At 54.5% G+C, this 22,109-nt stretch carries 20 protein-coding genes and 1 tRNA gene; 4 read left to right on the forward strand and 17 right to left on the reverse strand.

From position 1 onward, the window contains the following. Positions 1 to 62 precede the first annotated feature (62 nt). Positions 63 to 1,736, reverse strand: coding sequence for a cytochrome c oxidase subunit I (ctaD, locus tag ACZ1G5_RS15975; protein ID WP_472733781.1), 1,674 nt, complete (start codon positions 1,734 to 1,736; stop codon positions 63 to 65). Positions 1,737 to 1,985: 249 nt separating this feature from the next. Between ctaD and ACZ1G5_RS15980 the strand changes: the two genes are divergently transcribed. Together ACZ1G5_RS15980 and ACZ1G5_RS15985 are read left to right on the forward strand one after the other, a co-directional pair. Then, entirely contained in the window at positions 1,986 to 2,618 is a 633-nt protein-coding gene (locus tag ACZ1G5_RS15980) for a hypothetical protein (protein WP_472733782.1), read from the forward strand. Positions 2,619 to 2,750: 132 nt separating this feature from the next. Further along, complete coding sequence (locus ACZ1G5_RS15985; RefSeq protein WP_472733783.1) at positions 2,751 to 3,380, forward strand: TIGR02466 family protein; 630 nt, start codon at positions 2,751 to 2,753, stop codon at positions 3,378 to 3,380. Here the strand turns inward: ACZ1G5_RS15985 and lipB are convergent, their stop codons facing one another. After that, entirely contained in the window at positions 3,381 to 4,031 is a 651-nt protein-coding gene (gene lipB / locus ACZ1G5_RS15990; protein WP_472733784.1) for a lipoyl(octanoyl) transferase LipB, read from the reverse strand. After that, positions 4,032 to 4,802 (reverse strand): LytTR family DNA-binding domain-containing protein, encoded by a 771-nt coding sequence (locus tag ACZ1G5_RS15995; protein ID WP_472733785.1) that lies wholly within the window; start codon positions 4,800 to 4,802, stop codon positions 4,032 to 4,034. It lies immediately after the preceding gene. An 88-nt stretch (positions 4,803 to 4,890) separates the two neighbouring features. On the opposite strand from ACZ1G5_RS15995, the gene ACZ1G5_RS16000 reads away from it, so the two are divergent. Next, entirely contained in the window at positions 4,891 to 5,394 is a 504-nt protein-coding gene (locus ACZ1G5_RS16000) for a DUF2306 domain-containing protein (RefSeq protein WP_472733786.1), read from the forward strand. Positions 5,395 to 5,416: 22 nt separating this feature from the next. After that, positions 5,417 to 5,503, forward strand: a tRNA-Leu gene (locus tag ACZ1G5_RS16005). A 329-nt stretch (positions 5,504 to 5,832) separates the two neighbouring features. On the opposite strand, the gene ACZ1G5_RS16010 is transcribed toward ACZ1G5_RS16005, so the two are convergent. From ACZ1G5_RS16010 to ACZ1G5_RS16075, 14 genes are all read right to left on the reverse strand, one after another. Next, complete coding sequence (locus ACZ1G5_RS16010) at positions 5,833 to 7,584, reverse strand: phosphate ABC transporter substrate-binding/OmpA family protein (protein WP_472733787.1); 1,752 nt, start codon at positions 7,582 to 7,584, stop codon at positions 5,833 to 5,835. A 75-nt stretch (positions 7,585 to 7,659) separates the two neighbouring features. Continuing rightward, on the reverse strand, positions 7,660 to 8,952 hold the full coding sequence (locus tag ACZ1G5_RS16015; RefSeq protein WP_472733788.1) for an ABC transporter substrate-binding protein: 1,293 nt from the start codon (positions 8,950 to 8,952) through the stop codon (positions 7,660 to 7,662). 255 nt (positions 8,953 to 9,207) lie between these two features. Beyond that, the gene (locus ACZ1G5_RS16020) at positions 9,208 to 9,687 is read right to left on the reverse strand and encodes a winged helix-turn-helix domain-containing protein (RefSeq protein WP_472733789.1); all 480 of its coding nucleotides are present in this window, start codon (positions 9,685 to 9,687) and stop codon (positions 9,208 to 9,210) included. Further along, positions 9,659 to 9,919 (reverse strand): response regulator transcription factor, encoded by a 261-nt coding sequence (locus tag ACZ1G5_RS16025; RefSeq protein WP_472733790.1) that lies wholly within the window; start codon positions 9,917 to 9,919, stop codon positions 9,659 to 9,661. The genes ACZ1G5_RS16020 and ACZ1G5_RS16025 overlap by 29 nt, the downstream gene beginning before the upstream one ends. After that, complete coding sequence (locus ACZ1G5_RS16030) at positions 9,919 to 11,865, reverse strand: PAS-domain containing protein (protein ID WP_472733791.1); 1,947 nt, start codon at positions 11,863 to 11,865, stop codon at positions 9,919 to 9,921. The genes ACZ1G5_RS16025 and ACZ1G5_RS16030 overlap by 1 nt, the downstream gene beginning before the upstream one ends. A 177-nt stretch (positions 11,866 to 12,042) precedes the next feature. Further along, entirely contained in the window at positions 12,043 to 14,604 is a 2,562-nt protein-coding gene (gene acnA / locus ACZ1G5_RS16035) for an aconitate hydratase AcnA (RefSeq protein ID WP_472733792.1), read from the reverse strand. 18 nt (positions 14,605 to 14,622) lie between these two features. Next, positions 14,623 to 15,096: a ribonuclease E activity regulator RraA gene (rraA, locus tag ACZ1G5_RS16040; protein ID WP_472733793.1), complete on the reverse strand. Its 474-nt coding sequence runs from the start codon at positions 15,094 to 15,096 to the stop codon at positions 14,623 to 14,625. Positions 15,097 to 15,104: 8 nt separating this feature from the next. Next, a complete protein-coding gene (gene otnC / locus ACZ1G5_RS16045) occupies positions 15,105 to 15,746 on the reverse strand; it encodes a 3-oxo-tetronate 4-phosphate decarboxylase (RefSeq protein WP_472733794.1) in 642 nt (213 codons plus the stop codon). Continuing rightward, complete coding sequence (gene otnK, locus ACZ1G5_RS16050; protein ID WP_472733795.1) at positions 15,743 to 17,020, reverse strand: 3-oxo-tetronate kinase; 1,278 nt, start codon at positions 17,018 to 17,020, stop codon at positions 15,743 to 15,745. The genes otnC and otnK overlap by 4 nt, the downstream gene beginning before the upstream one ends. After that, complete coding sequence (locus ACZ1G5_RS16055) at positions 17,014 to 17,763, reverse strand: aspartate/glutamate racemase family protein (protein WP_472733796.1); 750 nt, start codon at positions 17,761 to 17,763, stop codon at positions 17,014 to 17,016. The genes otnK and ACZ1G5_RS16055 overlap by 7 nt, the downstream gene beginning before the upstream one ends. Before the next feature lie 18 nt (positions 17,764 to 17,781). Further along, complete coding sequence (locus ACZ1G5_RS16060; protein WP_472733797.1) at positions 17,782 to 18,867, reverse strand: isocitrate/isopropylmalate dehydrogenase family protein; 1,086 nt, start codon at positions 18,865 to 18,867, stop codon at positions 17,782 to 17,784. 49 nt (positions 18,868 to 18,916) lie between these two features. Next, the gene (locus tag ACZ1G5_RS16065; RefSeq protein WP_472733798.1) at positions 18,917 to 20,461 is read right to left on the reverse strand and encodes a tripartite tricarboxylate transporter permease; all 1,545 of its coding nucleotides are present in this window, start codon (positions 20,459 to 20,461) and stop codon (positions 18,917 to 18,919) included. 11 nt (positions 20,462 to 20,472) lie between these two features. Further along, positions 20,473 to 20,904 (reverse strand): tripartite tricarboxylate transporter TctB family protein, encoded by a 432-nt coding sequence (locus ACZ1G5_RS16070; RefSeq protein WP_472733799.1) that lies wholly within the window; start codon positions 20,902 to 20,904, stop codon positions 20,473 to 20,475. Positions 20,905 to 20,971: 67 nt separating this feature from the next. After that, on the reverse strand, positions 20,972 to 21,952 hold the full coding sequence (locus ACZ1G5_RS16075) for a Bug family tripartite tricarboxylate transporter substrate binding protein (RefSeq protein WP_472733800.1): 981 nt from the start codon (positions 21,950 to 21,952) through the stop codon (positions 20,972 to 20,974). Between the last annotated feature and the right edge of the window lie 157 nt (positions 21,953 to 22,109).

The following is a 22,109-nucleotide window of genomic DNA, read 5'->3' on the forward strand; positions in this document are numbered from 1 at the left end:
ACTGGAATACCAAAGCAAAAGGCCCCGCCGCGAGGGCGAGGCCTTTCTGAGTATGGAAGACGCTAGTGCGCGTGCTGCTTGTCCCAATCAGACTGTTTTGGCAGCGTCTCAAACGTGTGCTCTGGTGGTGGGCTTGGTAGTGTCCACTCCAACGTATCCGCATATTCGTTCCAAGGATTGTTCTCGGTGACGCGCTTGCCCTTTGTCAGTGTCCAAACCATCACACCGATGAAGAACAGGAACGATGCGAATGATAGGAACGCACCCCAGCTTGAGATGTAGTTCCAGTAGGCAAACGCCTCGGGATAGTCGATGTAGCGGCGTGGCATACCCTGACGGCCCAAGAAGTGCTGTGGGAAGAAGGTCAGGTTGGCGCCGATGAACATCGCCCAGAAGTGCAGCTTACCTGCCCATTCAGGATACATGCGGCCCGACATTTTCGGCAGGTAGAAGTAGATACCCGCGAAGATCGAGAAGACTGCACCAAGGCTCATCACATAGTGGAAGTGCGCCACAACATAGTAGGTGTCGTGATACACACGGTCCACACCAGCCTGCGACAGCACGATGCCTGTCACACCACCCAGGGTGAAGAGGAACAAGAAACCCATCGCCCAAAGCATTGGTGTTTTAAACTCAACCGAGCCGCCCCACATCGTGGCGATCCAGCTAAAGATCTTCACACCTGTCGGCACCGCGATGACCATCGTGGCCAGCATAAAGTAGGACTGCTGCGTCAGCGACATGCCCACTGTGTACATGTGGTGCGCCCAAACAACGAAGCCCAGAACACCAATTGCAACCATCGCATAGACCATCGGCAGATAACCAAAGATTGGCTTGCGGCTGAAGGTTGCGATGATGTGGCTGATGATGCCAAAGCCCGGAATAACGATGATGTACACCTCAGGGTGACCAAAGAACCACAGGATGTGCTGGTACAGGATTGGATCACCACCGCCTTCAGGCTGGAAGAAGGTCGTGCCAAAGTTCCGGTCTGTCAGCAGCATCGTGATCGCGCCGGCCAGTACGGGCAGGGCGAGAAGGATCAGCCATGCTGTCACAAAAATGGACCAAGCAAATAGCGGCACTTTGTGCAATGTCATGCCCGGCGCACGCATGTTCAGGAAGGTCGTGATCATGTTGATTGCACCAAGAATCGACGAAGCGCCGGAAAGGTGCACAGCAAAGATTGCGAGGTCCATCGACATCCCCGCTTCTGACGTTGAGAGCGGCGCATACATGACCCAACCAACCCCAGAACCAGCCTGACCATTGCCGCCCGGCGCCAGCATGGACGCGACACCAAGGGACGCACCGGCCACAAACATCCAGTAAGACAGGTTGTTCAGACGGGGGAAAGCCATGTCCGGCGCACCGATTTGCAGCGGCATGAAGTAGTTGCCAAAGCCACCGAAAAGCGCTGGGATAACCACAAAGAACATCATCAGAATGCCGTGGTAGGTGATCAAAACGTTCCAAAGGTGACCGTTTGGCGTACATTCACCCGCTGCTGCGGCTGTCATACGAGCGCCTTCAAGACACATGTATTGGACACCGGGCTCCATAAGCTCCAACCGCATGTAGACGGTGAAGGCGACCGAGATAAAGCCAAGCACACCTGCGGTAAACAGGTACAAAATGCCGATATCTTTGTGGTTTGTGGACATAAACCAGCGGGTAAAGAAACCGCGCTCGTCTTCGTGTGCGTCGCCGTGGATGGCTGCGTCTGCCATGTGGCTCTCCTCGTATTGGCTACTTTTAACACCGCCGAGTCGTTGCCGGGCGGACGTTTGGCAATCTTCTAGTGTGTCAAAGCTTAAGGAGCAACAAAGGATGCACCGAATTGGCTGGGTTACTTTGGCGCAGGGTCATCTGGCGTCTGGCGCTTCTGCGCAATAAATACCAAATTTTCACCAGATATCTGCGTGGAAGCACGCCAGGCTGAGCACATACAGCCCGCAACGCAACGAACCGAGCATCCAATGGCAAGTATCAATACTGTACCGCGCGCCGTTTGGCTGGTGCACTTTGCTTGCGTGTGTACGGTGGTTCTTTGCCTTGGACATATGCAGATCACAGCTTTAACCGACACTGTCGGCTTTTCGAGTAACCGCGATTTCTACTACGCTACGCTGCATCCGATACGGACAACGGTCCGTATGGGTTTGTTGATAGTGGGACTGGGCGGCATCGCCATCTGCATGGCGCTTTTGGGGCGGCATGGGCACCAGTCCGTGCTACGTGCGATCTTGGTGCTTTCTGGTGTCTGCGCGGGCAGCGCTTGTTTTGGAGCGCTACTGCTCATCACCGTCATGGTCCCTGCAATGATGCGCGGCGAGGTGGCGTTAATTGAGGTGTTGTTGGCGGCTGCATTTCTTGTGCCGTCGCTACTGGGAGTGATTGTCGCCTTGCGTCTATTCCGCAAAACAGTACCGACATTTGACCGACGGTTACCCCTACTATCGCTTGTTTTGCTTGGACTGCAGTCGGCCTTGCTGGTTCAAGAGGGCATCCGGGTCTTTTTCCCCACTTTGATGGTGGTTTGCGCTTTTCTAACCTTGGGCTTTGTCGTGTGGCTGCTGGCCGTTGCGCGGGACCGTCGTTTGTCCGGGTGAAAGGGAGACAAGCTCTGATCCGCGGCCTAAACTATATGTTGCGGCAACAGCGGCTGGAACGAGCGACAAAAACACTTGGTGCCATTGTGGCCGTCCCGATGTCTGATTGCCAGACCGATCTGTGAGGAACCGATGTTTGAGAATACAAAAACCGAGATGCTCTTTGCAACGCCGTTTGCACGGATAAAGGTCGCGGACCATGATATTCTGGACGCCGAATTGCTGGCTGAAGGGGCGCGCTTACGCGGACAAAGCGAAGGGGTGCAAAAGTCAAACCGCGGCGGTTGGCACTCCGAAGGCAACATATTCGACAATCAAGCCGAGTGTATCCAGCAACTCCGTGCTGCGGCTGTGGCCGCGATCCATGATCTCACGCGGCAGGTCACTCAGCGGGTTGACCCAGTTGATCTTGATATGAAGCTGAGTGGATGGATGAATGCCAATCCCCAGGGGGGCTTTAACGCGCCGCATACGCATCCGGGTGCGCATTGGTCAGGTGTCTACTACGTGTCGCAACCCGATGTGACTGACGGCAATTCCAGTATGATTGAGTTTCTTGATCCGCGTTCCGATTTGCCCAACTGGCGTATTTTGCGCGCGAACACATTTCGACCGAAGCGCAAAATCAGGCCCGAAGCGGGCGAAATGATTTTGTTTCCGTCCTATCTCGTGCATTGGGTTTACCCCAATGAGACCAACAATGAACGTGTCACAATCGCATTTAACGCGACGTTCAAGAAAAAGCGCAAGAAGCGAAGTTGATCAGCTGCCGAACCGGTCTGCGAAGGTGGCTTTCAAGGCCACATCCAGATCGTCGATTGTGACGGGCAGGCCGAGATCAACCAATGATGTCACCCCGTGATCGCGGATGCCGCAGGGCACGATCCCATCGAAATGACTGAGATCTGGTTCGACGTTGATCGAGAGCCCGTGAAAAGAAACCCACTTGCGCAAGCGAATGCCAAGGGCTGCGATCTTGTCTTCGGCGATGGTGCCATCGGGGTTCAATGGTTTATCGGGTCGTTCCACCCAAACGCCGACACGCCCTTCACGGATTTCGCCTTTGACGTTGAAACTGTCTAAGGTGGCGATCACCCAGTTTTCCAGATATTTCACAAACTGGCGCACATCATGGCCGCGTTTCCCAACGTCTAGCATTACATAAGCCACGCGCTGCCCCGGCCCATGGTAGGTGTACTCGCCCCCGCGCCGCGCCTCATAGACCGGGAAACGGTCCGGATCGACCAGGTCATCCGGCTTGGCCGAGGTGCCAGAGGTATAAAGCGGGGGGTGTTCCAGCAGCCAGATACATTCATCCGCCGTGCCATCAATGATCCCCGCGACCCGGGTTTCCATAAAGGCCAGCGCGTCTTCATAGGGGGTCAGCCCATCGGTTGTGATCCATTCCACCATCTAGGGCGCATCCATCCGTGATTTGGGTAGCAGACCTGCGGCCTTGACCGCGGCCATATAGCTTCGGCTGACGGGTATCTCTGCGCCATGCGACATGGTCAAGATGGCGCGCCCATTTTCGCGCCGGGCCGCTGTGATCTGATCGCGCGCGACCCAGTGCGAGCGGTGGACACGCAAACCATCCACCCCGGCCTCTTTGATCGCGTCTGAAAGGCGGATCAGGACCAGTGCGTTCCCCTTGGTCGTGACCACATCGACATAGTGATCAGTGGCCGTCATCGCGACAAGCGCACCGCGCTTGTCCAAGGGCAGCCGGGCAAGGATATTGGGTGTGTCCTTTGGGGCGGGGGATCGCAGAAAGCCTGATGCCACCTCGATCACCGCCGCAATCGCCATGACGATCATAAATAATTCCACCGCATCCCAGATCGTGTCTGGCCAGACGGCAAAGACCGCCGCATTTGTCGCAATCAAGAACGCCGTCACCGCCACACCGACGGAGGGCACCGTAAAGATCATGCGCCGCATACGGCCCAATCGCGGCGTCAGTTTGGCAATCAGGATGATGACCAGCGTCCCAAGGCTGAAGGTCGCGCAGGCCACAAACACCCAATACAGCACACGCGGGATCAGCGTCAGTTGGCGCAGGGTGTCGAACGGACCCGATATCCCAAGGATCACACCGGCGCCAATCATGCCGACCAAAACAGGTCGGCGCAGCAAATCCGCGCGCCATTCACGCAGCGCGGATGACACGACCGCGCCGTTCACGCAGCCCGCCTTGCATTGGCGCATAACGGCTTGGTTGCGGGGACGGGGGTGGCACGGGTTGCATAGCGTCAAAACTATGGAAGCCCGGATGACTTTTGAACCCCTCTTATCAATCCCGCTGATCGTGCAAGCCCATGTTCTGGCAGCAGCCCTGTCGTTGCTTTTGGGGCCTGTTGCTTTGCTGCGCAAGTCACGCGACGAGTGGCACCGGGCTGTGGGTTATCTTTGGGTTCTGGTGATGGCTGCCACCGCGATCACGTCGTTCTGGATCAACAGTCTACGTCTGATCGGGCCCTTCGGTCCGATCCATGCTCTATCGATCTATGTGCTCTGGACGCTCTGGAGAGGGATTACACAGGCGCGCATGGGCGACATCGCGCGGCACCGCGCAACGATGGTAGGCCTCTATTTTTGGGCGCTTTGTATTACAGGGATACTCACCCTGACGCCGGGACGGCAGTTGAACCAGTTGATCCTTAGCGGGTCTAACATGCTTGGGGTCTTGGTGCCTGCCTTGGTCATTGTCGCACTTTTGCTGACAGTTTATCGCAAACGCGTTTTGCCCCTTGGCAAGATCGGGGACAGGCACTAGAAGCAGCCGAGCCTAAGATCGTGCGGTCGTGGCGGAATTGGTAGACGCGCAGCGTTGAGGTCGCTGTGAGGTAACACTCGTGGGGGTTCGAGTCCCCCCGACCGCACCAAGGTTTGGTAAATCCACTACCCTTGTTTAAGATTAGGAACTTCGGATATGCCCGATGTGCACCTTGCGTCTAGCCTGTCACAGTTCGGAATAGTTGACCATAGCAGTGGCTTGAGCAGAACCAATGTGACGGATCTTAGATATCTTTGCTGGCCCGTTGGCATCGTCTGACACAATGTAACACGTGTAGCGGCGACCGGCGGCAAAGATACAATGTTGAGAAATATGCCTGCTGAGCTTCGGACATTCAAATCAGTGTCACGTTGTAAGAGTGTTGGCTCGGTCCCCCGGTCTGACGTTTGTGTCTCTGGGGGCCGAGCCATGGGTGTATCAGTTCACGATATCTCTGGTCCAGACCTCAACGCGTCGGTTGATGGCGCGCCCGTTGACGGTTTCGTTGCAACCAAGTGGCGACATTTCTCCGTACCCGATGACGCTGACATCGTTTGCGAACTGCGCAGCACCTCTAGTCTGTGCCAGAACAGTGTCGCGAACTTGGTTCGCTCTGGCTTCGCTTAGCCCAACATTGATCTCGCCCAAGCCAATCGAGTCAGTGAAGCCGATGAACAAAACTTCTTTACCTTCAAAGTCACCGTTTTCAATCATGCGCGCCAGTCGGGTCGCATCGGCCTGCGATCTTGTATCAAGCCGGGCAGAACCGGGATCGAAGCGGAAAGTCAGGGACAGACGGTCAGCTGCAACAAGATCCGTCAGCATGCCCTGAATATCGTCATAGGTTGCATCTGCATCTGTCGGCAAAACAGCAGACACAAAGCGCAAGCCCTGTTCGTTCACTGAAACCGACGTGACGTCCTGGCCGATGTAGCCAGCTTCGGTCACAACAGCTTGAGCTTCTGACGACTTCACGAAGTCGACAAAGTCAGTTGCCGTCTGCGGAATACTGTTGACCGGCCGATACATGTAGATACGGCGTGCGAAGGGATACTCTTCGGTTTTGATCGTAAATTCGGTGGCAGGTGTCTGAATTCCGCATTCGCCGCGAATGGCCAGCGGCTTTGCCGTATTGAGTGCAGAAAAGCTGGTGTATCCAATGGCGCTCGGGTCACTTTCCACCGCTTCTGACACGGCCTTGTCAGAGTCCAGCAACATTGCTGCTTCGGCAATATTCTGGCGCGCAGGTTCCATCACAAGTGAATTGAAAACGGTGGTAGTTCCACTGTCATTTACCCGACCGTAAAGTTTGATTGGGCCCTGATTACCGCCAAGTTCAGACCAGTCTGAAATTTCACCAGAGAAAATTCGGGCGATGTTTGCTTCGCTGATCGCCCTTACGGGATTTTCAGGGTGGACGGCGATAGATAAAGCATCAAGCGCAAGAACTGTTTCTGTGTTTGCGCGGGTGATATCATCTGCGTTTTCACCGATCAGCGACGTCCGCTCATCTTCAAAAACAGGGCGTGTTGTCGCCGCAAGATCGGCTTGACCCGCAAGCAATGCTTGAACAGCTCTGGAAGAGTTTCCCTTGTCCATACGGATACTTGCAAAAAGCTCCCCCTCGCCAGTTTCCAGGTTCAAAAGCTCGACGCCATCCTCGTCTTCTGCACGGACGAATTGTGTGTCCTGCCGTTGGGCAAAATGCTGCAACAATTGCATCATCAACCCGTCAGACAGTTCACCCGAAGACGCAATGCTTACTTCGGTGTCGCTCAGGTTCAGTTCAGGGCAGCTCACCCCTGTACACGTATTTCCGGCAGCCTGGATTTGCAGTTTTCCAAATCCAGTTTCCAGTAGGTAGGTATCGTTTTCAAATCCAAGAAGACGTCCCTCAATGGTAACGGAATTGTCCGACGATTGGATGATAACCCGATCATTCGCTTCAGTAGATACCGGTGTGATTGTTGGGCAGGCATCACCAAAACAGTCTACGCGTTCGGCGCTGATATTGAGTGCGCCAAGGTCTGTCCGAACGGTATATGTCCCGTCTACCAGAGAGATGAAGCGTCCAGAGATGTCTACAGTGCCGTCTTGAGACCGCAGGTTAATTTCTTCTTGGGCCGTCGCTGATGTGATGCAAGCGACTGTAAGTGCGGTGGATAGCGTGAGTATTGATTTAAGGGTCATGGTTATCACCTTTCATTGCTTTTCTAGCTGGTTTTCAGCCGTAACTTGTGACTTTGGGGCAGGTCGGGGTACTTGCTAACAGCCGGCTGGCTCCATCTCGGCTTGCGCTGCAAAAGCCTGAGAGGCGGCTTCGATTTGCGGCTGAATGAGATCGTTGTTTGGCTCGTAATAGTCGGTGACGATTTCCCAACGTCGGATCCGGGAGTCCCATTGCTTGACTGCGACCAATCCAGTCCCAACATGGTTTTCGCAACTCACCTCAAGCGGCGGTACGAAACCTTCCATCCCAAGATCGATCATGTTCTGCTCGGTCATCTCTAGTTGCTCAAGGCCATCACGCACCATCGCAGGTGTCACGTCTGAAGAGCCGTGAATGTCCATCGCCAACCGGATCGCTTCGGTCGAAAAGATCGCGGCCATGATGCCCCGGTTGTAAAGGACCTCACCGATGTTGTTCATTTCACCGCGTGCTTTACCGGTTTGATAGACCAGCAAGCTCATGTCGTTGAAAATTTTGAAACCGGTTCCGACCGCATGGAAGGTCACAGCTTTGTACCCATCGGCGTCTGCGCCAAGTGGCTTGAGGTCGCTTTCGCTTGTCGACCACCAGACTCCAAAAAAGCGATCCATGGGAAAACCTGTCTCAACGGCCTTTTCAAGCGCGACAGTATTCATGACGCCCCAACCCCACAGAAGAATGTAGTCTGGGTCTTGCTCTTGCACGCGCTCCCACGTCGCATCCTGATCCTCACCCGGATGATCCACGGGCATCAGCATCAACTCAAACCCTTCTTCCTGTGCCAAGGCTTCAAGGGTGTTGATCGGCTCTTTGCCGTAGCCAGAGTTGTGATGCATGTGCATGATGCTCACACCTTCAAGAGAACCGCCTTCGACATCTTTGATATGGGCAATCTGGGTGGTTGCGGCGTGCCAGTAGTGGGCAGGAAAGTTAAAGGCATAAGGGTAGGTTGCCCCGTCTGCCGCAGCCGTGAGGCCATAACCCATAGTATGAAGAGGTATGCCAAGTTCATGCGCGCGGGGAATAAGCGCGTAGGTCACGCCTGTGGACAGCGGGTTAAAGATCAAGCCGCCTTGGTCAACCAATTCCTCAAAGCAGGCGATCCCGCGCTCTGTGTTGTAACCATATTCACATTCCGCAAGCTGTAGGCGTTTGCCGCCAATACCACCGTCTCGTTCGTTCAGCAGTGTAATGTAGTCTGCAAAACCATCTGAGAATGGAATACCGCCACTGGCATAGGGACCAGTACGATAAGTCATGGAAGGAACAACAAGTTCATCTGCTTGAACAAGGTCTCCTGCCAATAGCGCGCCGATTGTGGCGACTATTCCGGCGAAGATAGGTCTCATATTTCAAATCCCTCGGTTGTCGCAAAGTACTGCGGATTTCTGTCGCACCTGCATCGCATGCAAAGGTGATCGCAGTTTTGATGACCGCCCGATCAGTCGCCAAAGTGACGAAATCGGACGACAACCGGTATCAATTGTATCGAATTGTATCTTTAGGACATGAAGGAATCGGCGTCGCAAAAGCCAAAACGCCGCCGCGATGATTGAAAGAAACGTCACAATCAAAGGTGCAGCACGACGGCGTCTGTCTTTGGATCAGTACCAGTCGACTTTGGTGGCAAAGATGTATCCTGCGCCATAAACAGTCTTGAGCAACTGCGGGGACTTTGGGTCGTCATTCAGCCTCTTGCGCAACCGTGAAATCCGCGCATCAACGCTGCGGTCAAACGGGGCGTCATCACTTTGGCGAATATGATCCATAAGCTCGGCGCGGCTTAGAACGCGACCGGCAGATTTCAAAAGCAGATACAGCAATCTGGTTTCAGCGGCACTGATGTCGATTACATTGCCATCGGGGTCAGTCAACGTGCAGCCACGGAAGTCGGCCTTCCATCCAGCAAACGTAGCGAACTGGTCTGCTTGTGGATGGCTTTGCTCTGCCGCACTTCTGTTCCGTCTGAGAACCGCGCGGACCCGGGCAACAAGTTCGCGGGGTTCAAACGGCTTGACGATATAGTCATCAGCACCGACTTCTAGGCCAACGATCCTATCGGTGACCCCCCTTGCCGGTGACAACAATGGCTGGAATACCGTTGGTCTGGGCAAAACCCGTCACCACGCTGAGGCCATCCCCATCAGGTAGCGCCAGATCTATCAGACACAGATCAGGTTGTTGACGCATACATTGCGCGAGGAAGCTTTGCTTGTTTTTGAAGGTCTCGGTCAAAAAACCTTCATCCCGAAGTGTACGCGCAATTAGATTTGCGATGTCCGCTTCATCTTCCAGAATGTAAATCAGAGGTCTCATCAGGTTTCGGATTCCATGATGCTGCGTGCCATTTTTGCGCTGGAAAGTGCATTGGATAGATCGGCATTGCTGAACGGCTTGCGCAGAAGGGTTGTGCGATCATTCACCGACTTAAGGTGATCCGCAACATCTTGGTTGCCGCTCATTAAGACTACGGCGATATGCGGGTGGGTCTGATGCACGATTTTCATTAGATCGATCCCGCCCATCTCTCCGGGCATGATGACATCTGTGACGATCGCGAAAACACCTTCAACAACGTCTAGAAGATCAATGGCGTTGGCCGCATTGTCTGCCTCAATCGTTGAGACCCCAATATCGGTTAACTGCCGGCAGACGACTTTGCGAACTTCTTCATCGTCTTCCACAAGCAAAACAAGTGGCTTGTCTTCTGACAGCACCAATGGTGCCGCGACCTCTTTTTGTGGTGGGACTGGACTTGCTTCGGCCGTTGTCGTGGGAAGGATCATTGTGAAAGTGCTGCCTTTGCCGAGTTGGCTTTCCACCCGGACTGCGCCATTTGATTGGCGCACAAAACTATAAACCATCGCCAGACCAAGGCCTGACCCTCCAACGTCTGCTTTAGTTGTGTGGAACGGTTCAAAAACCTGTTCAGTATCAGCCGGACTCATCCCGATGCCACTGTCGGTCAGGGTGACTTTCAAATAGCTACCTTGGGCAATGCGCAGAACACTGGCCTCTTCATTCTGCAAGTCAATGACCTCGGTCTTGATTTCAATTGAACCGGCACCCGAGATCGCATCACGGGCATTTACGACCATATTCAAAATGGCTGTTTCAAGCTCGGATCCATCAACCCGGACACAAACGTCAGGGGCACCAAGCTGAACGTCTAGATCAATGTTCTCTGGGATAGAGCTGCGCAAAATATCCACCATGTCCGACAAGGCATTGTCAGCGATGGTTGTTTGCGGATTGATTGGCCTTTGTCGGGCAAGATTAATCAAACGCTCAGTCAGGCTGGAACCACGACGCGCCGCGGAAATGGCGGGCCCAAGAAACTCGGATCGCAGATCGTGATCTTTGATGCGTTCTTCCAATGGAAGCAGGTTTCCCAAAATAATGGTAAGAAGGTTGTTGAAGTCATGGGAAATGCCGCTGGATAGACGGCCAAGCGCATCCATCTTCTGTGCACTCAATAGCGCGGTCGTTGCGGCCTTGTTGCGCGTCACGTCCACGCTCAGAATGTAGACGCTTGATGCATGGCCCTCCAGCGCTTTAGCAGGTCGCAAGTAGGTCCGAACATCACGGACGATGCCCTTGGGCATCCGAACCTTCATCTCGAAATCGACAACACCACCTCTTTGAGCAGGCTCAATATAGGCCTTGGCTTCTGCCATGGTTTCAGGATGAAGAACCTCTTCACAGTTCATTCCGACGATGCTTTCCGGTGTCAGACCATAGGCGCGCGCAAACTTACGGTTGGCGAACAGAAAGTTCATCTTGCCATCAACATGGGCAATACCGGCGGGTACTTCATTTGCGATCAGTTGAAGCCGGGCCTCACTGCTGGCGAGGGCGCGGGTGCGTTCAAACGCCTGCGCCTCAAGTTCCAATTCTCTCTTCTTTTGGAAAGTAATGTCCGTATAGATCGATACGAAGCCACCGCTTGGTAACGGCGATCCGCTTACTTCGATTACGGTGCCATCCGGTCGCCTGCGTTCCAGTCGATGTTTCTCAAAGCGGCGGGCAACGTCGACCCGTTCTGAAACAAGATCTTCGATGTTGCCGTCACCATATTCCCCCATCTCTGCCTTGCTGCGAATAAAGGATTCAAAAGACGCCCCCACAAAGGCCATTTCACGCGGCACATCAAGCAACTCAAGGAACCGTTCATTCCAGAATACAAGCTCAAGTTCTTGGTCAAAGATGGTGACGCCTTGGTTGATAAGCTGAAACACGTCCCAGGCTTGTGTCGCGTTCATTGACAATTTGGGTGACAAATTTTGAGCCCCGACCGTAGATTTGGATACAACTTAGCATCAGTGGTGGGGACACAAGAGAATTTCTTGCGCGTGTTACAATTCGGTACATTTACTCTTCTAAAGGTCCCGTCTGAATTGATCAGAGCTAGTGCGTATTCGAACAGGGGACTGTCAGGCTTACTTCAGTTGTGTCGCCAGGATGTGAGGTAGCACACCCCCAGCGCGGAGCAATGTGATTTCCTGATTGGTTTCTACAGCAACGCGGCAAGCGATCTTCTGCGATGATCCTCCATGTCGGTCCAACGTTACCGTCGTTGTCTGTCTGGGGGTAAGGCCGGCACTTGGCACATCAACGAATATGCGATCCCTTGGATTGATCTGCGACGACGCTGGATCGAATGCATCGGTGATCTCTAACGGTAGCACGCCCATGCCGATTAGGTTTGTTCGGTGAATCCTCTCAAAGCTTTTGGCGACAACGGCCTTGGTTCCCAGCAATGCCACACCTTTGGCGGCCCAGTCACGGCTTGACCCCATTCCATAGCGGTCGCCAGCGAAAATCACGGCCCCTAGGCCTTTGCGACCCAGTTCCGCAGCTGCTGTGTGCAAGGGAAGGATACCCCCACCATCAGTGACGGTTTCAGATGGTGCAAGTCCCGCCGCCAGATGGTTTTTGACCGACCTGTTCGTAAACAGACCACGCAGCATCACTTCCCAATTTCCACGATGGGCGGCGTAGACATTCAGGTTGTCCGGATCGCCACCCCTTGCGACCAACCATTGACCTGCCGCACTTGTCGGAGAAATCCATCCAGCAGGAGAGATATGATCTGTCGTAATGTCATCACCCAATACCATAAGGGCCCGTGCTTCATATCGACCAAGCCTTGTGCCGGGTGGGTGCGAGGCAAACTTTGGGCACCGCAAGTAGCTTGATTGAGAATCCCATGGGAATAGAGGCATGTCTGGCGTCGCAATATCCCGCCATGTGGGCTCTTTCGACGCTTTGACGAAGGCCTCTTTGACATCCTCACTGCGGTATCCTTGCGAGAGCGCTTTTGCGATGTCTCCCGGCTCGGGCCAGATATCCCTTAGAAAGATCTCTTGTCCGTCTTTTCCTGTACCCAGCGCATCCTTCAGAATATCGCCGCTGATATCGCCCTTGAGCGCATAGGCAATGACAAGTGGTGGGGATGTAAGAAACCCCAGGTCAAGTTTGGGATGCACGCGCCCTGGAAAGTTGCGGTTGCCGGACAAAATAGCAGCAACGGCCTTGCCTTCTGTAAGCGCGGTTTCGATACTGACAGGCAGCGGTCCAGAATTCCCTATGCAGGTCGTGCATCCGAAACCGACGATATCGAAACCCAATGCGGACAAATCGCCCGTCAGATTAGCTCGGCGAAGAAGGGTCTGGGCCGACGGAGAACCGGGTGCCAGCGAGGTTTTGACCCAGGGCGCGGGCCTAAGACCCAGCTGACGGGCGTTGCGCGCAAGCAGTCCTGCGGCAACGAGTAGGTTGGGATCGGATGTATTGGTGCAGCTTGTTATGGCTGCGATACCGACGGCCCCGTCAGGAACGGATGTCGTTTGCACGCCAGCTGATGCCAGAGGGCGTTCAATGGCGATTTCGACGCGCGCGGCGGCTTCACCAGGACGGCACCGGTCCTGTGGCCGACGCGGGCCAGCAATAGCGGGCGAAAGGGCTGAGAGGTCAAGGTTAATTGTCCGGTCAAAGCGCGGACTTGCCTCCGGATCGAACCACAGGTCCATCGCGCGAAAAGCCGCCTCAATGTGCCGATATTGGGCCGGCTTCCGTCCTGTTCGCTTGAGATATTTGATGGTTTCGGTATCCACAGGGAAGTACCCCGTCGATGCACCGAATTCTGGTGCCATGTTCGCCACGACAGCGCGGGTGTCGGCGCTCAACTCTGATACTCCGGGGCCGAAGAATTCGACGAACTCACCGGTGACGCCAAATGCGCGCAACCTATGTGTGACCTCAAGCGCCAGATCGGTCGCCAGCATATGTTGCGGCATTTGTCCTGTCAGTCGGACGCCAACCGTTTTTGGCACAGCCAGCGATACCGATTGCCCGAACATCACGCTTTCGGCTTCCAGCCCCCCGATTCCCCATGCCATCACACCTATGCCATTGATCATGGTCGTGTGGCTGTCAGTGCCCAGAAGCATGTCCGGGTGAGACACACCATCTACGTTGATTTCTAACACTGTCGCCAACTGTTCCAGGTTGATCGTATGCATAATCCCGCTGCCCGGCGGGTGGACGCGCAGTCCCTCCATAGCCAGCGATGCCCATTTCATGAATGCATACCGTTCGCTGTTGCGGACGAATTCGTTACCAGAGTTGCGCTGCAACGCATCAGCAGTGCCAAAGGCATCAACAGCAAGGGAATGATCAACCGAGACATCCACGGGCAGCTTTGGGGAAAGGATCTTAGGATCAAGACCTGCGTCTGCAAGTGCTTCACGCAGACCCGCTATATCCGCCAAGGCAGGCGTGCAGGTCGTATCATGCATTAGCAAGCGGTTGGGACGGAATACGAACTCAAAGGTGTCGTCGTCCTGCAGGAAAGGATCAAGCGAGCCGCCCGACCTGATATGATTTTCGCATAAAAGCCGCATGGTTACGGGCAGTTCGTCCAATCGCCCACCAACTTCTGCCCGCAGGTCTACCACCCGCAGGTCTTTGCCAGCTGCCTTCACTGTGCGTAACTTCATAACATGCGGACCAAAACGTCAAATCAGCTTTTTGGTGCTGTGCAAAACACCATCGGCATCGCCATAGACCCAGTCGCCAGGGGAAAACCTGACGCCACCAAAGCTGATCTCACAACCGACCTCACCCCATCCTTTCTTGGCGCTCTTCACCGGGCTTGTGGCGAGGGCGAAAACAAGCGTGCTCATTTCGTTGATTTCCGCGCTGTCGCGAATGGATGCATTCAAAATCAACCCTGCCCAACCGTTCTTGATGGCAAGATCTGCAAGGATGTCTCCTAGTATGGCAATCCGGGTCGAGCCGCCGCCGTCAACGACAAGTACGCGCCCGTTGCCCGGCGTCTCGAGTTGGGCACGCAGGACTGTATTGTCCTCGAAACAGCGGATGGTCTGAATAGGGGCTGCAACGTTGTGCACCGTTCCAAACAACCGAAATGGCAGATGAACAAGCGTCAAGTCCGAAGCGTGGCTGTCGATCAAATCGGCGGTTTTCATGTGGATCCTCAAATCTGTCCAAAAGTCGTGCGGAGCTCAGCGACATGCTCCTCGTTCAGAAGTCGGGTTTTTTGACCCTGCAACGCCATCACAAGCTTGGCTGTTTCTTCCAGTTCCTCAGCGGCACAGACCGCTGAAAATAACGTCTTGCCGCTCACGACCGGTCCGTGGTTCGCAAGCAAGACCGCCGAGTAATTGCCATTGAGCTCGCGGATCATATCGCCTGTCCGCGGATCACCAGGTTTGACATAAGGCAACAGTTTCACTTGCCCAACGCGCATGACGACATAAGGCGTCAATGGTGGAATACAGTCGTCTGGATTGATGTCTGACAGGCAAGACAAAGCCGTCGCCCACGTTGAGTGCAGATGCACAACCGCGCCGGCACTTGGACGGGTCTCATAAAATGCCTGATGCAGAAAAACCTCTTTTGTTGGTTTGTCGCCCGAAACGTGATTGCCGTCTGTGTCAATCTTTGAAATGCGTTCTGCCTCAAGCGATCCTAAGGTCGAGTTGGTTGGCGTCATCAACATCCCATCGGCCACCTTCGCCGATACATTCCCTGCAGATCCAACCGAAAAACCACGATCAAAGAGCGACCGGCACAAGCGCACCATATCCTGACGCAAGCGATGTTCTTCATCTGTCATGTGCCAGCCTCCATCACGTCCAGCGCCTTTGCAAAAAAGTCAGCAGAGCCAAAATTTCCCGACTTCAGTGCCAAGGCGACCAAATTTTTCTGTCCGAGTGTTAGGACCGGAACGCCGGGGTCGATCTCGCTGCCAATCATCATCGCGGGAGAACCAAGTTCCTTTGCAGCGGCCTGCGCGACCGCTCCAGACGTTTCACCTCCGGCGACAACGATGCGTCGATAACCCTTCTGGATAAGTCCGGTCGCCGTATCGGCAAATAGGGAATCCAGTTTCTCCGCTACGTGTTCGCGTCCATATTGATCCTGCATTTCTTGGACTTGTTCAGGCGTACCCGAGGAATAGACCAATGGTTGTTGACCTTCGTTGGCCTCGTAGAAGGCGACAAGCGTCTCCACCGTAACCGTGCCATCCATGACGCCCGGTACATCAATGGCAAGGCATGGGTGGTTCTCTTTATGAACGTCAATTTGCCGTCGCGTCGCGCCCGAACACGACCCAGCCAGAATGGCCGCCGGTCCTGACACCGGCCGGTCTTCAGTTGATCGATCTTGCTGAGATGCCTCGGCGATAAAGTTCCTTGGCAAGCCAAGCGCAATCCCGGATCCGCCCGTGATCAAAGGCGCTCCGGACAATGCCCGCCCGAGGGTGAGCAGGTCTTTGTCCGTTACTGCGTCCGCGACAACAAACCGGTCTGGGGTTTCGCCCAAATACTGTTGCACTCTCTCTGTACCCTCTTGCACGGACGCCAAAGGCAGATGACCTACCGACGACGGCGTCTGATGACGCAACCAGCGTCGGATGTCGGGGTCACTCATCGGGGTGAGCGGATGATTTTGCATCCCAGACTCGCTGAGCAAGACATCATTCACAAAAAGATGCCCTTGATAGATCGTGCGACCGGTTGTGGGAAACGCAGGGCAGACGACAACGCCGGTTGCGCCAAGCGCCTCAGCCAATGCGTCGGCGACAGGGCCAATGTTGCCCTCGCGCGTGGAATCAAAGGTAGAACAATACTTAAAGACAATCTGCGTGCATCCTTGCCCCAGCAACCAATGCAGCGCTGACAAGCTCTCGCGGACGGCCTCATCGATTGGGGCGGACCGACTCTTAAGGGATATGACGCCCGCCTCAATCTCTAGGTCGGATGGCGTGTCGGGTATCCCCGCATACTGCGCTGTTCGCAGGCCACCTTCAGGGGCTGTGCCTTTGGCCAATGTATTCGCAATGTCACTTGCGCCTGTAAAGTCATCGGCAATCACGCCAATCAGCATGTGGTGTCCTGTTCTTTCGTTTCCATGCGGCGCTTGATTTCGGCCATCGCCGCCTCAGGGCTTGTGAGAACTGGAAGAGACGTGACCTTGCGCACGTGCTCTGCCGCGCCGGCCATCGAGAACTGCGCCAACAAGACCACATCGGCCCCATCTATGGATTGGGCGGTCTGCGCAATGAGCCGGTTGTGTAGCGCATCGTCGCCGGCGCGTTTGGCCTCCAATGCACCGTCACAAAAGTACGACTTGATTTCGGCGTGGCTTCCACGTTCGTTTGCCGCTTCACGAAACTCCTCTTCCATCCCTTCGGCAGCGGGCGGGAAGGTGTAAATCATTGCCACGCGGTTTCCGTGACTGAAGGCAGTGTCGAACATGGCCTCGTTTGGCTTCATTACCGGAATACCCGCCTCAAAGTTGGCGCGATCTATCGCAGATCCGAACGCTGAACATGTAAACAGAACGCCGTCGGCTTCTGCTGCTTCCGCATAGCGAGTGAGGTCCACGATGCGTCGTAACAAGTCGCCCGATAGCTCTTGTGTCTTTTGCCTGTCGACTGACAACCCTTCCTCCAGGATTGAAATGGTTTCTGCTTCGGGCCACAGCGTTTTCGCTGCAGACTCGATGGGCTCAATTGCAACACGCGTTGCATGTATCAATGCTATTCTGGGGTGACGGGTCATTTCATCGGTATGAATAAGAGGTGGTGCCACGGCTGCAGCGGCACCACCAGTTGGTGTGGACGGCATTGCCCACAGGGAGGGTGCTCAAGCAGCAACGGATTCCTTGGCGATCATTTCAGCAACGTGTGCACCGAAAGCGTCGGTGTTAACGTTGCCGCCAAGGTCTCTGGTGCGTTTGGACGGATTATCAATAACTGCATCGACTGCATCAGCAATCGCTTGACCTGCTTCCATGAGCTTTGGGACACGTCTTTGTTCGCCGAGCCAGATAAGCATCATTGCAGCCGACAAAATAAGTGACGTCGGATTTGCCACGTTCTGCCCCTGAATATCAGGTGCCGATCCGTGCTGCGCCTGGGCACAACAAAGGCCAGTTTCGGCATTGGCATTGATTGAACCTGCGAGCCCCAAAGAGCCAGACAGCTCTGAGGCTAGGTCTGAGAGGATGTCGCCGTAAAAATTCGTGGCAACCACCACGTCATACTCGTGTGGCTTGCGCACCAAAAGGGCAGCAAATGCGTCAACGATCAGTTCTTCTGTCTCAACTTCGGGGTAGTCCTTGGCGACTTCGCGGAAGCACTCGAGGAACAAACCATCGGTCATCAAGAAAGAGTTGGCCTTGTGGATCGCCGCCACCTTTTTCTTGCGCTGCATGGCCAGCTTGAACGCTTCACGGCAGATGCGCATCGACCCGTGGCGGGTAATCTTGCGCACCGATAGGGCCATGTCAGGGTCCGGCATCATCTCGCCCACGCCCTTGAACATGTTGCGATCCGGATAAAACCCTTCGGTCGCCTCGCGCATGATCACAAGATCCATGCCGGGGGCCTTGTTCGGCAAAAACTCCCGGCTGCGCGCCGGCCGCACATTGGCGTAGAGGTCAAGGCCAATCCGAAAACCCGCTGAAACATTGCGTCCACCTTCGGCCACTGGGGGGTAGTCCATGTGCGATTGGGTTCCGAGGATCACCCCATCAAACTCAGTTCGTGCGCGGTCCAGCACGTCATCGCGCAGGGTAATCCCGTGCTTTTTCAGACTGTTGAACCCAGATTCTTCCTCATGGAAAGTCAGGCCGAGGTCAAACCTCTTGTTTGCGGCTTCAACTACTTCAAGAGTTGCTGCCATGATTTCAGGACCGATGCCGTCGCAAGGCAGTGTCATGATACGCATTTGAATCTCCTATCTTTGGCCAACGCCAAGCGTGTTGTGGCGCGTCGGCTTACTTGTCCGATGCAGCATTTGTTTCTTTAAGCTCTGCCGCCATGCGCTTCTTTACGCGACGACCAAGAATGACGGGCAGCAAGAACCCAGTGATCGCGATGGCCCACAGGATCATAGCAAGTGGGCTGCCAACCAGAATAAACCAGTCCCCATCTGAGATCGTCATGGCACGACGCAAGTTGACTTCCATTTCATTGCCCAAAAGGATGCCCAAGATAATTGGCACAATTGGCACATCCATCTTGCGAAAGAGCCAGCCCAAGAGGCCAAAACCAACCATGGTCATCACATCAACTGTCGAGCCCGAAAGGCTATAGACACCAACGACCGAGATCATCGCGACAATCGGCATCATGATCCGGGTCGGCACCAACAGTACCCTTGTGAAGATCCCAACAAGCGGCACGTTCATAACCAGCAGCATGACATTCGCGATGAACAGTGACGCGATGAGGCTCCAAACAATATCCGGGTTCTTCGAGAAGAGGAGCGGGCCGGGTGTAATGTTCAACTGCAAAAGCAGTGCCAGCAAGATGGCTGTTGTGCCTGAGCCTGGGATGCCGAGCGATAGCATCGGAACCAAAGATCCGCCGGCCGCAGCGTTATTTCCAACCTCGGGCGCTACGACGCCGCGCGGATCTCCGGTGCCAAAGGTTTTGCCTTCACGGTCCACTGTTGCCTTTTCAAGCGAATAGGAAAGGAAGGATCCAAGCGTTGCGCCTGATCCGGGAAGAACCCCGCATACGAAACCGATCACGGTTGTCCGGCCCATGGTGGGGATGCAACTTTTGATCGTGCTCCATTTAGGAAGCAGCTTGCCGATTTTCATCTGTTTCGCGTCGCCAGTGGCCCCGCCCTGATGTTTTTCGAGGAAGTAAAACACCTCAGACAGAGCAAAAAGGCCTACAACTGCAACAAGGAAGCTGACGCCATCAAAGAGGTATATTTGCCCGAACGTGAAACGTTGCGAACCGGTCTGGCTGTCACTGCCGACCATGGCAATGGCCAAACCAAAGGCCACAGCAAAGAGCGCCTTGCCTTGGTTGTTGCTCATGATGCCGCCCAATGTGGCAAATGCCATGACGTAAAGGACGAAATATTCAGCCGGACCAAACAGCAGCGCAATCTTGACGAGCTGCGGCGCGAGAAAAACAAGACCCCAGGTTGCGATGAATGCGCCAACAAAAGAGGCAATAGCAGAGAGGGTCAATGCCTGACCAGGCATGCCTTTTTGGGCCATCGGGTGGCCATCCAAACATGTCATCATCGCCGCGTCGTCGCCAGGGATATTCAACAGGATCGCGCTGATCCGCGACCCATAGAGGGCGCCGTAATATACGCTACACAACAGAATAAGCGATGGAATTGGACCAAGGCCGAGTGAAAAGGCGATCGGGATCAAGATCGCCACTCCATTTGAAGGGCCAAGTCCGGGCAAGGCTCCGACAATTGTACCGATGAAGCAGCCGATCAAGGCTAACAGCAGGTTTTGCGCTGTGAAGGCGAGTGCGAACCCACCTGCAAGAAGAGATAGTGTTTCCAACGGTTCTGTCCTTAAAACCCAAGAGGGCCCTTGGCCAGTGACAGGCCAAGAATGAGATGGAAGACGATATAGATCCCGACAGACGTAGATGCGCCGACGATCAAAGACTGCAAAGGCAAGGTTCCCAGCCGCCATGTGAGGTATGCCGTTGCCAAAGCGGTCGAAATAATGAAGCCGATCTCCGGCAAAAACCGTCCATAAAGCATCATGACCACGGTCGCCGCCAAGATTTCCAAAACTCCGCCCAAGCTTGGCCAGTCTGGTTCATCGTCCGGACGGAGGATCATGTAGACGGATGTCAAAGCCAGCCCTGCGCCGATGAGGTAGGGGAATGTCCGTGGGCCGACGAGGTCGACCATGAATGTCAGTTTGATCGTGGACGCGGCCCAGATGTAGAAGATGGCAAGCGCCAACCCCACACCGCCAAAGATGCGGTCGCTCATGATGTCCTCCCAGGAAGATTTGAGTGCTGGCTGACCCGCTGCAAAGCAAGTCAGCCAGACGGAACCATTACTCGATGATACCGATTTCTTTTGACAGTTTGGTCACATCTTCAATGCTCTGTGCGACGAAGTTGTACATGTCGTCACCAAAGTTGTTGAAAGGTGCCATAGCTGCGGCTTCAAGGGTTTCCTGGAAAGCAGGATCAGCAACCATTGTTTGAATGGCGTTGCTCCAGAATTCCTTGGCCTCATCAGAGGCACCTGCTGGCATGTACAGACCGCGCCAGTTAGCGCCGATCACGTCGTAACCCTGCTCTTTGGCCGTTGGGATGTCAGGGAAGTTGCTCAAACGCTCTGGGCCCATGATCCCCAGGATCCGGATATCACCAGATTCAAGAAAACCCAGCATTTCAGAGAAATCGCCGGACAAAGCTTCGACCGAACCAGAAAGAAGACCTGTCATGGCTTCACCGCCGCCAGAGAAGGAGACGTACTTCAGTTGTGTGACGTCCTCCATGCCAGCCTCACGTGCAAGCAGCATTGGCTTGATGTGGTCAAAGCTGCCAACAGACGAACCGCCTGCGATACCAACAGACTTTGGATCGGCAAGAATATCATCCATCATTTCATTCAATGATTGATACTCAGAGTCGGCCGGAACAGCGATTGCACCATATTCCGCACCAAACGTCGCAAGGAAGTGAACGTCATCTTGCTCTGCACCTTCGTAGATGCCCTGAGCAATCCGAGCACTGGTCGACATTGATGCCGCAACGATGAGGTTGTTGTCCTCGTTGCGCTCTTGCGTAACGTGCGCGAAGGCAACACCACCGCCGCCGCCTGACATATTGGTCACCTGCATCGAGTCTTCGATGACACCAAGGTCAAAAAGGTATTTTGCGGTTGTCCGGCAGATGAAGTCCCATCCACCACCAGGATTTGATGGTGCAATGCACTGCGGGCTTTCAGCTTTGAATTCTGCTGTCGCGGTTGTTGCGCCAGCTACGGATGCTGCAATGGCAAATGCGCCAATGCGAGTAAGTTTCATAAACACGAGTGTCCTCCCAGGATGTTGTGTTCCGATGCGCGATTCTCACGCTGCCACCCGGATTGCATATTTATATCCATAAAGCCAATTCATTTTTGATTTTATGATAGCAAAAAAGCAAGTTAGCACTCGAACCGCAAAGTGACATGCGTTTAAG

The sequence above is a fragment of the Yoonia sp. JB2-21 genome, assembly GCF_055693545.1.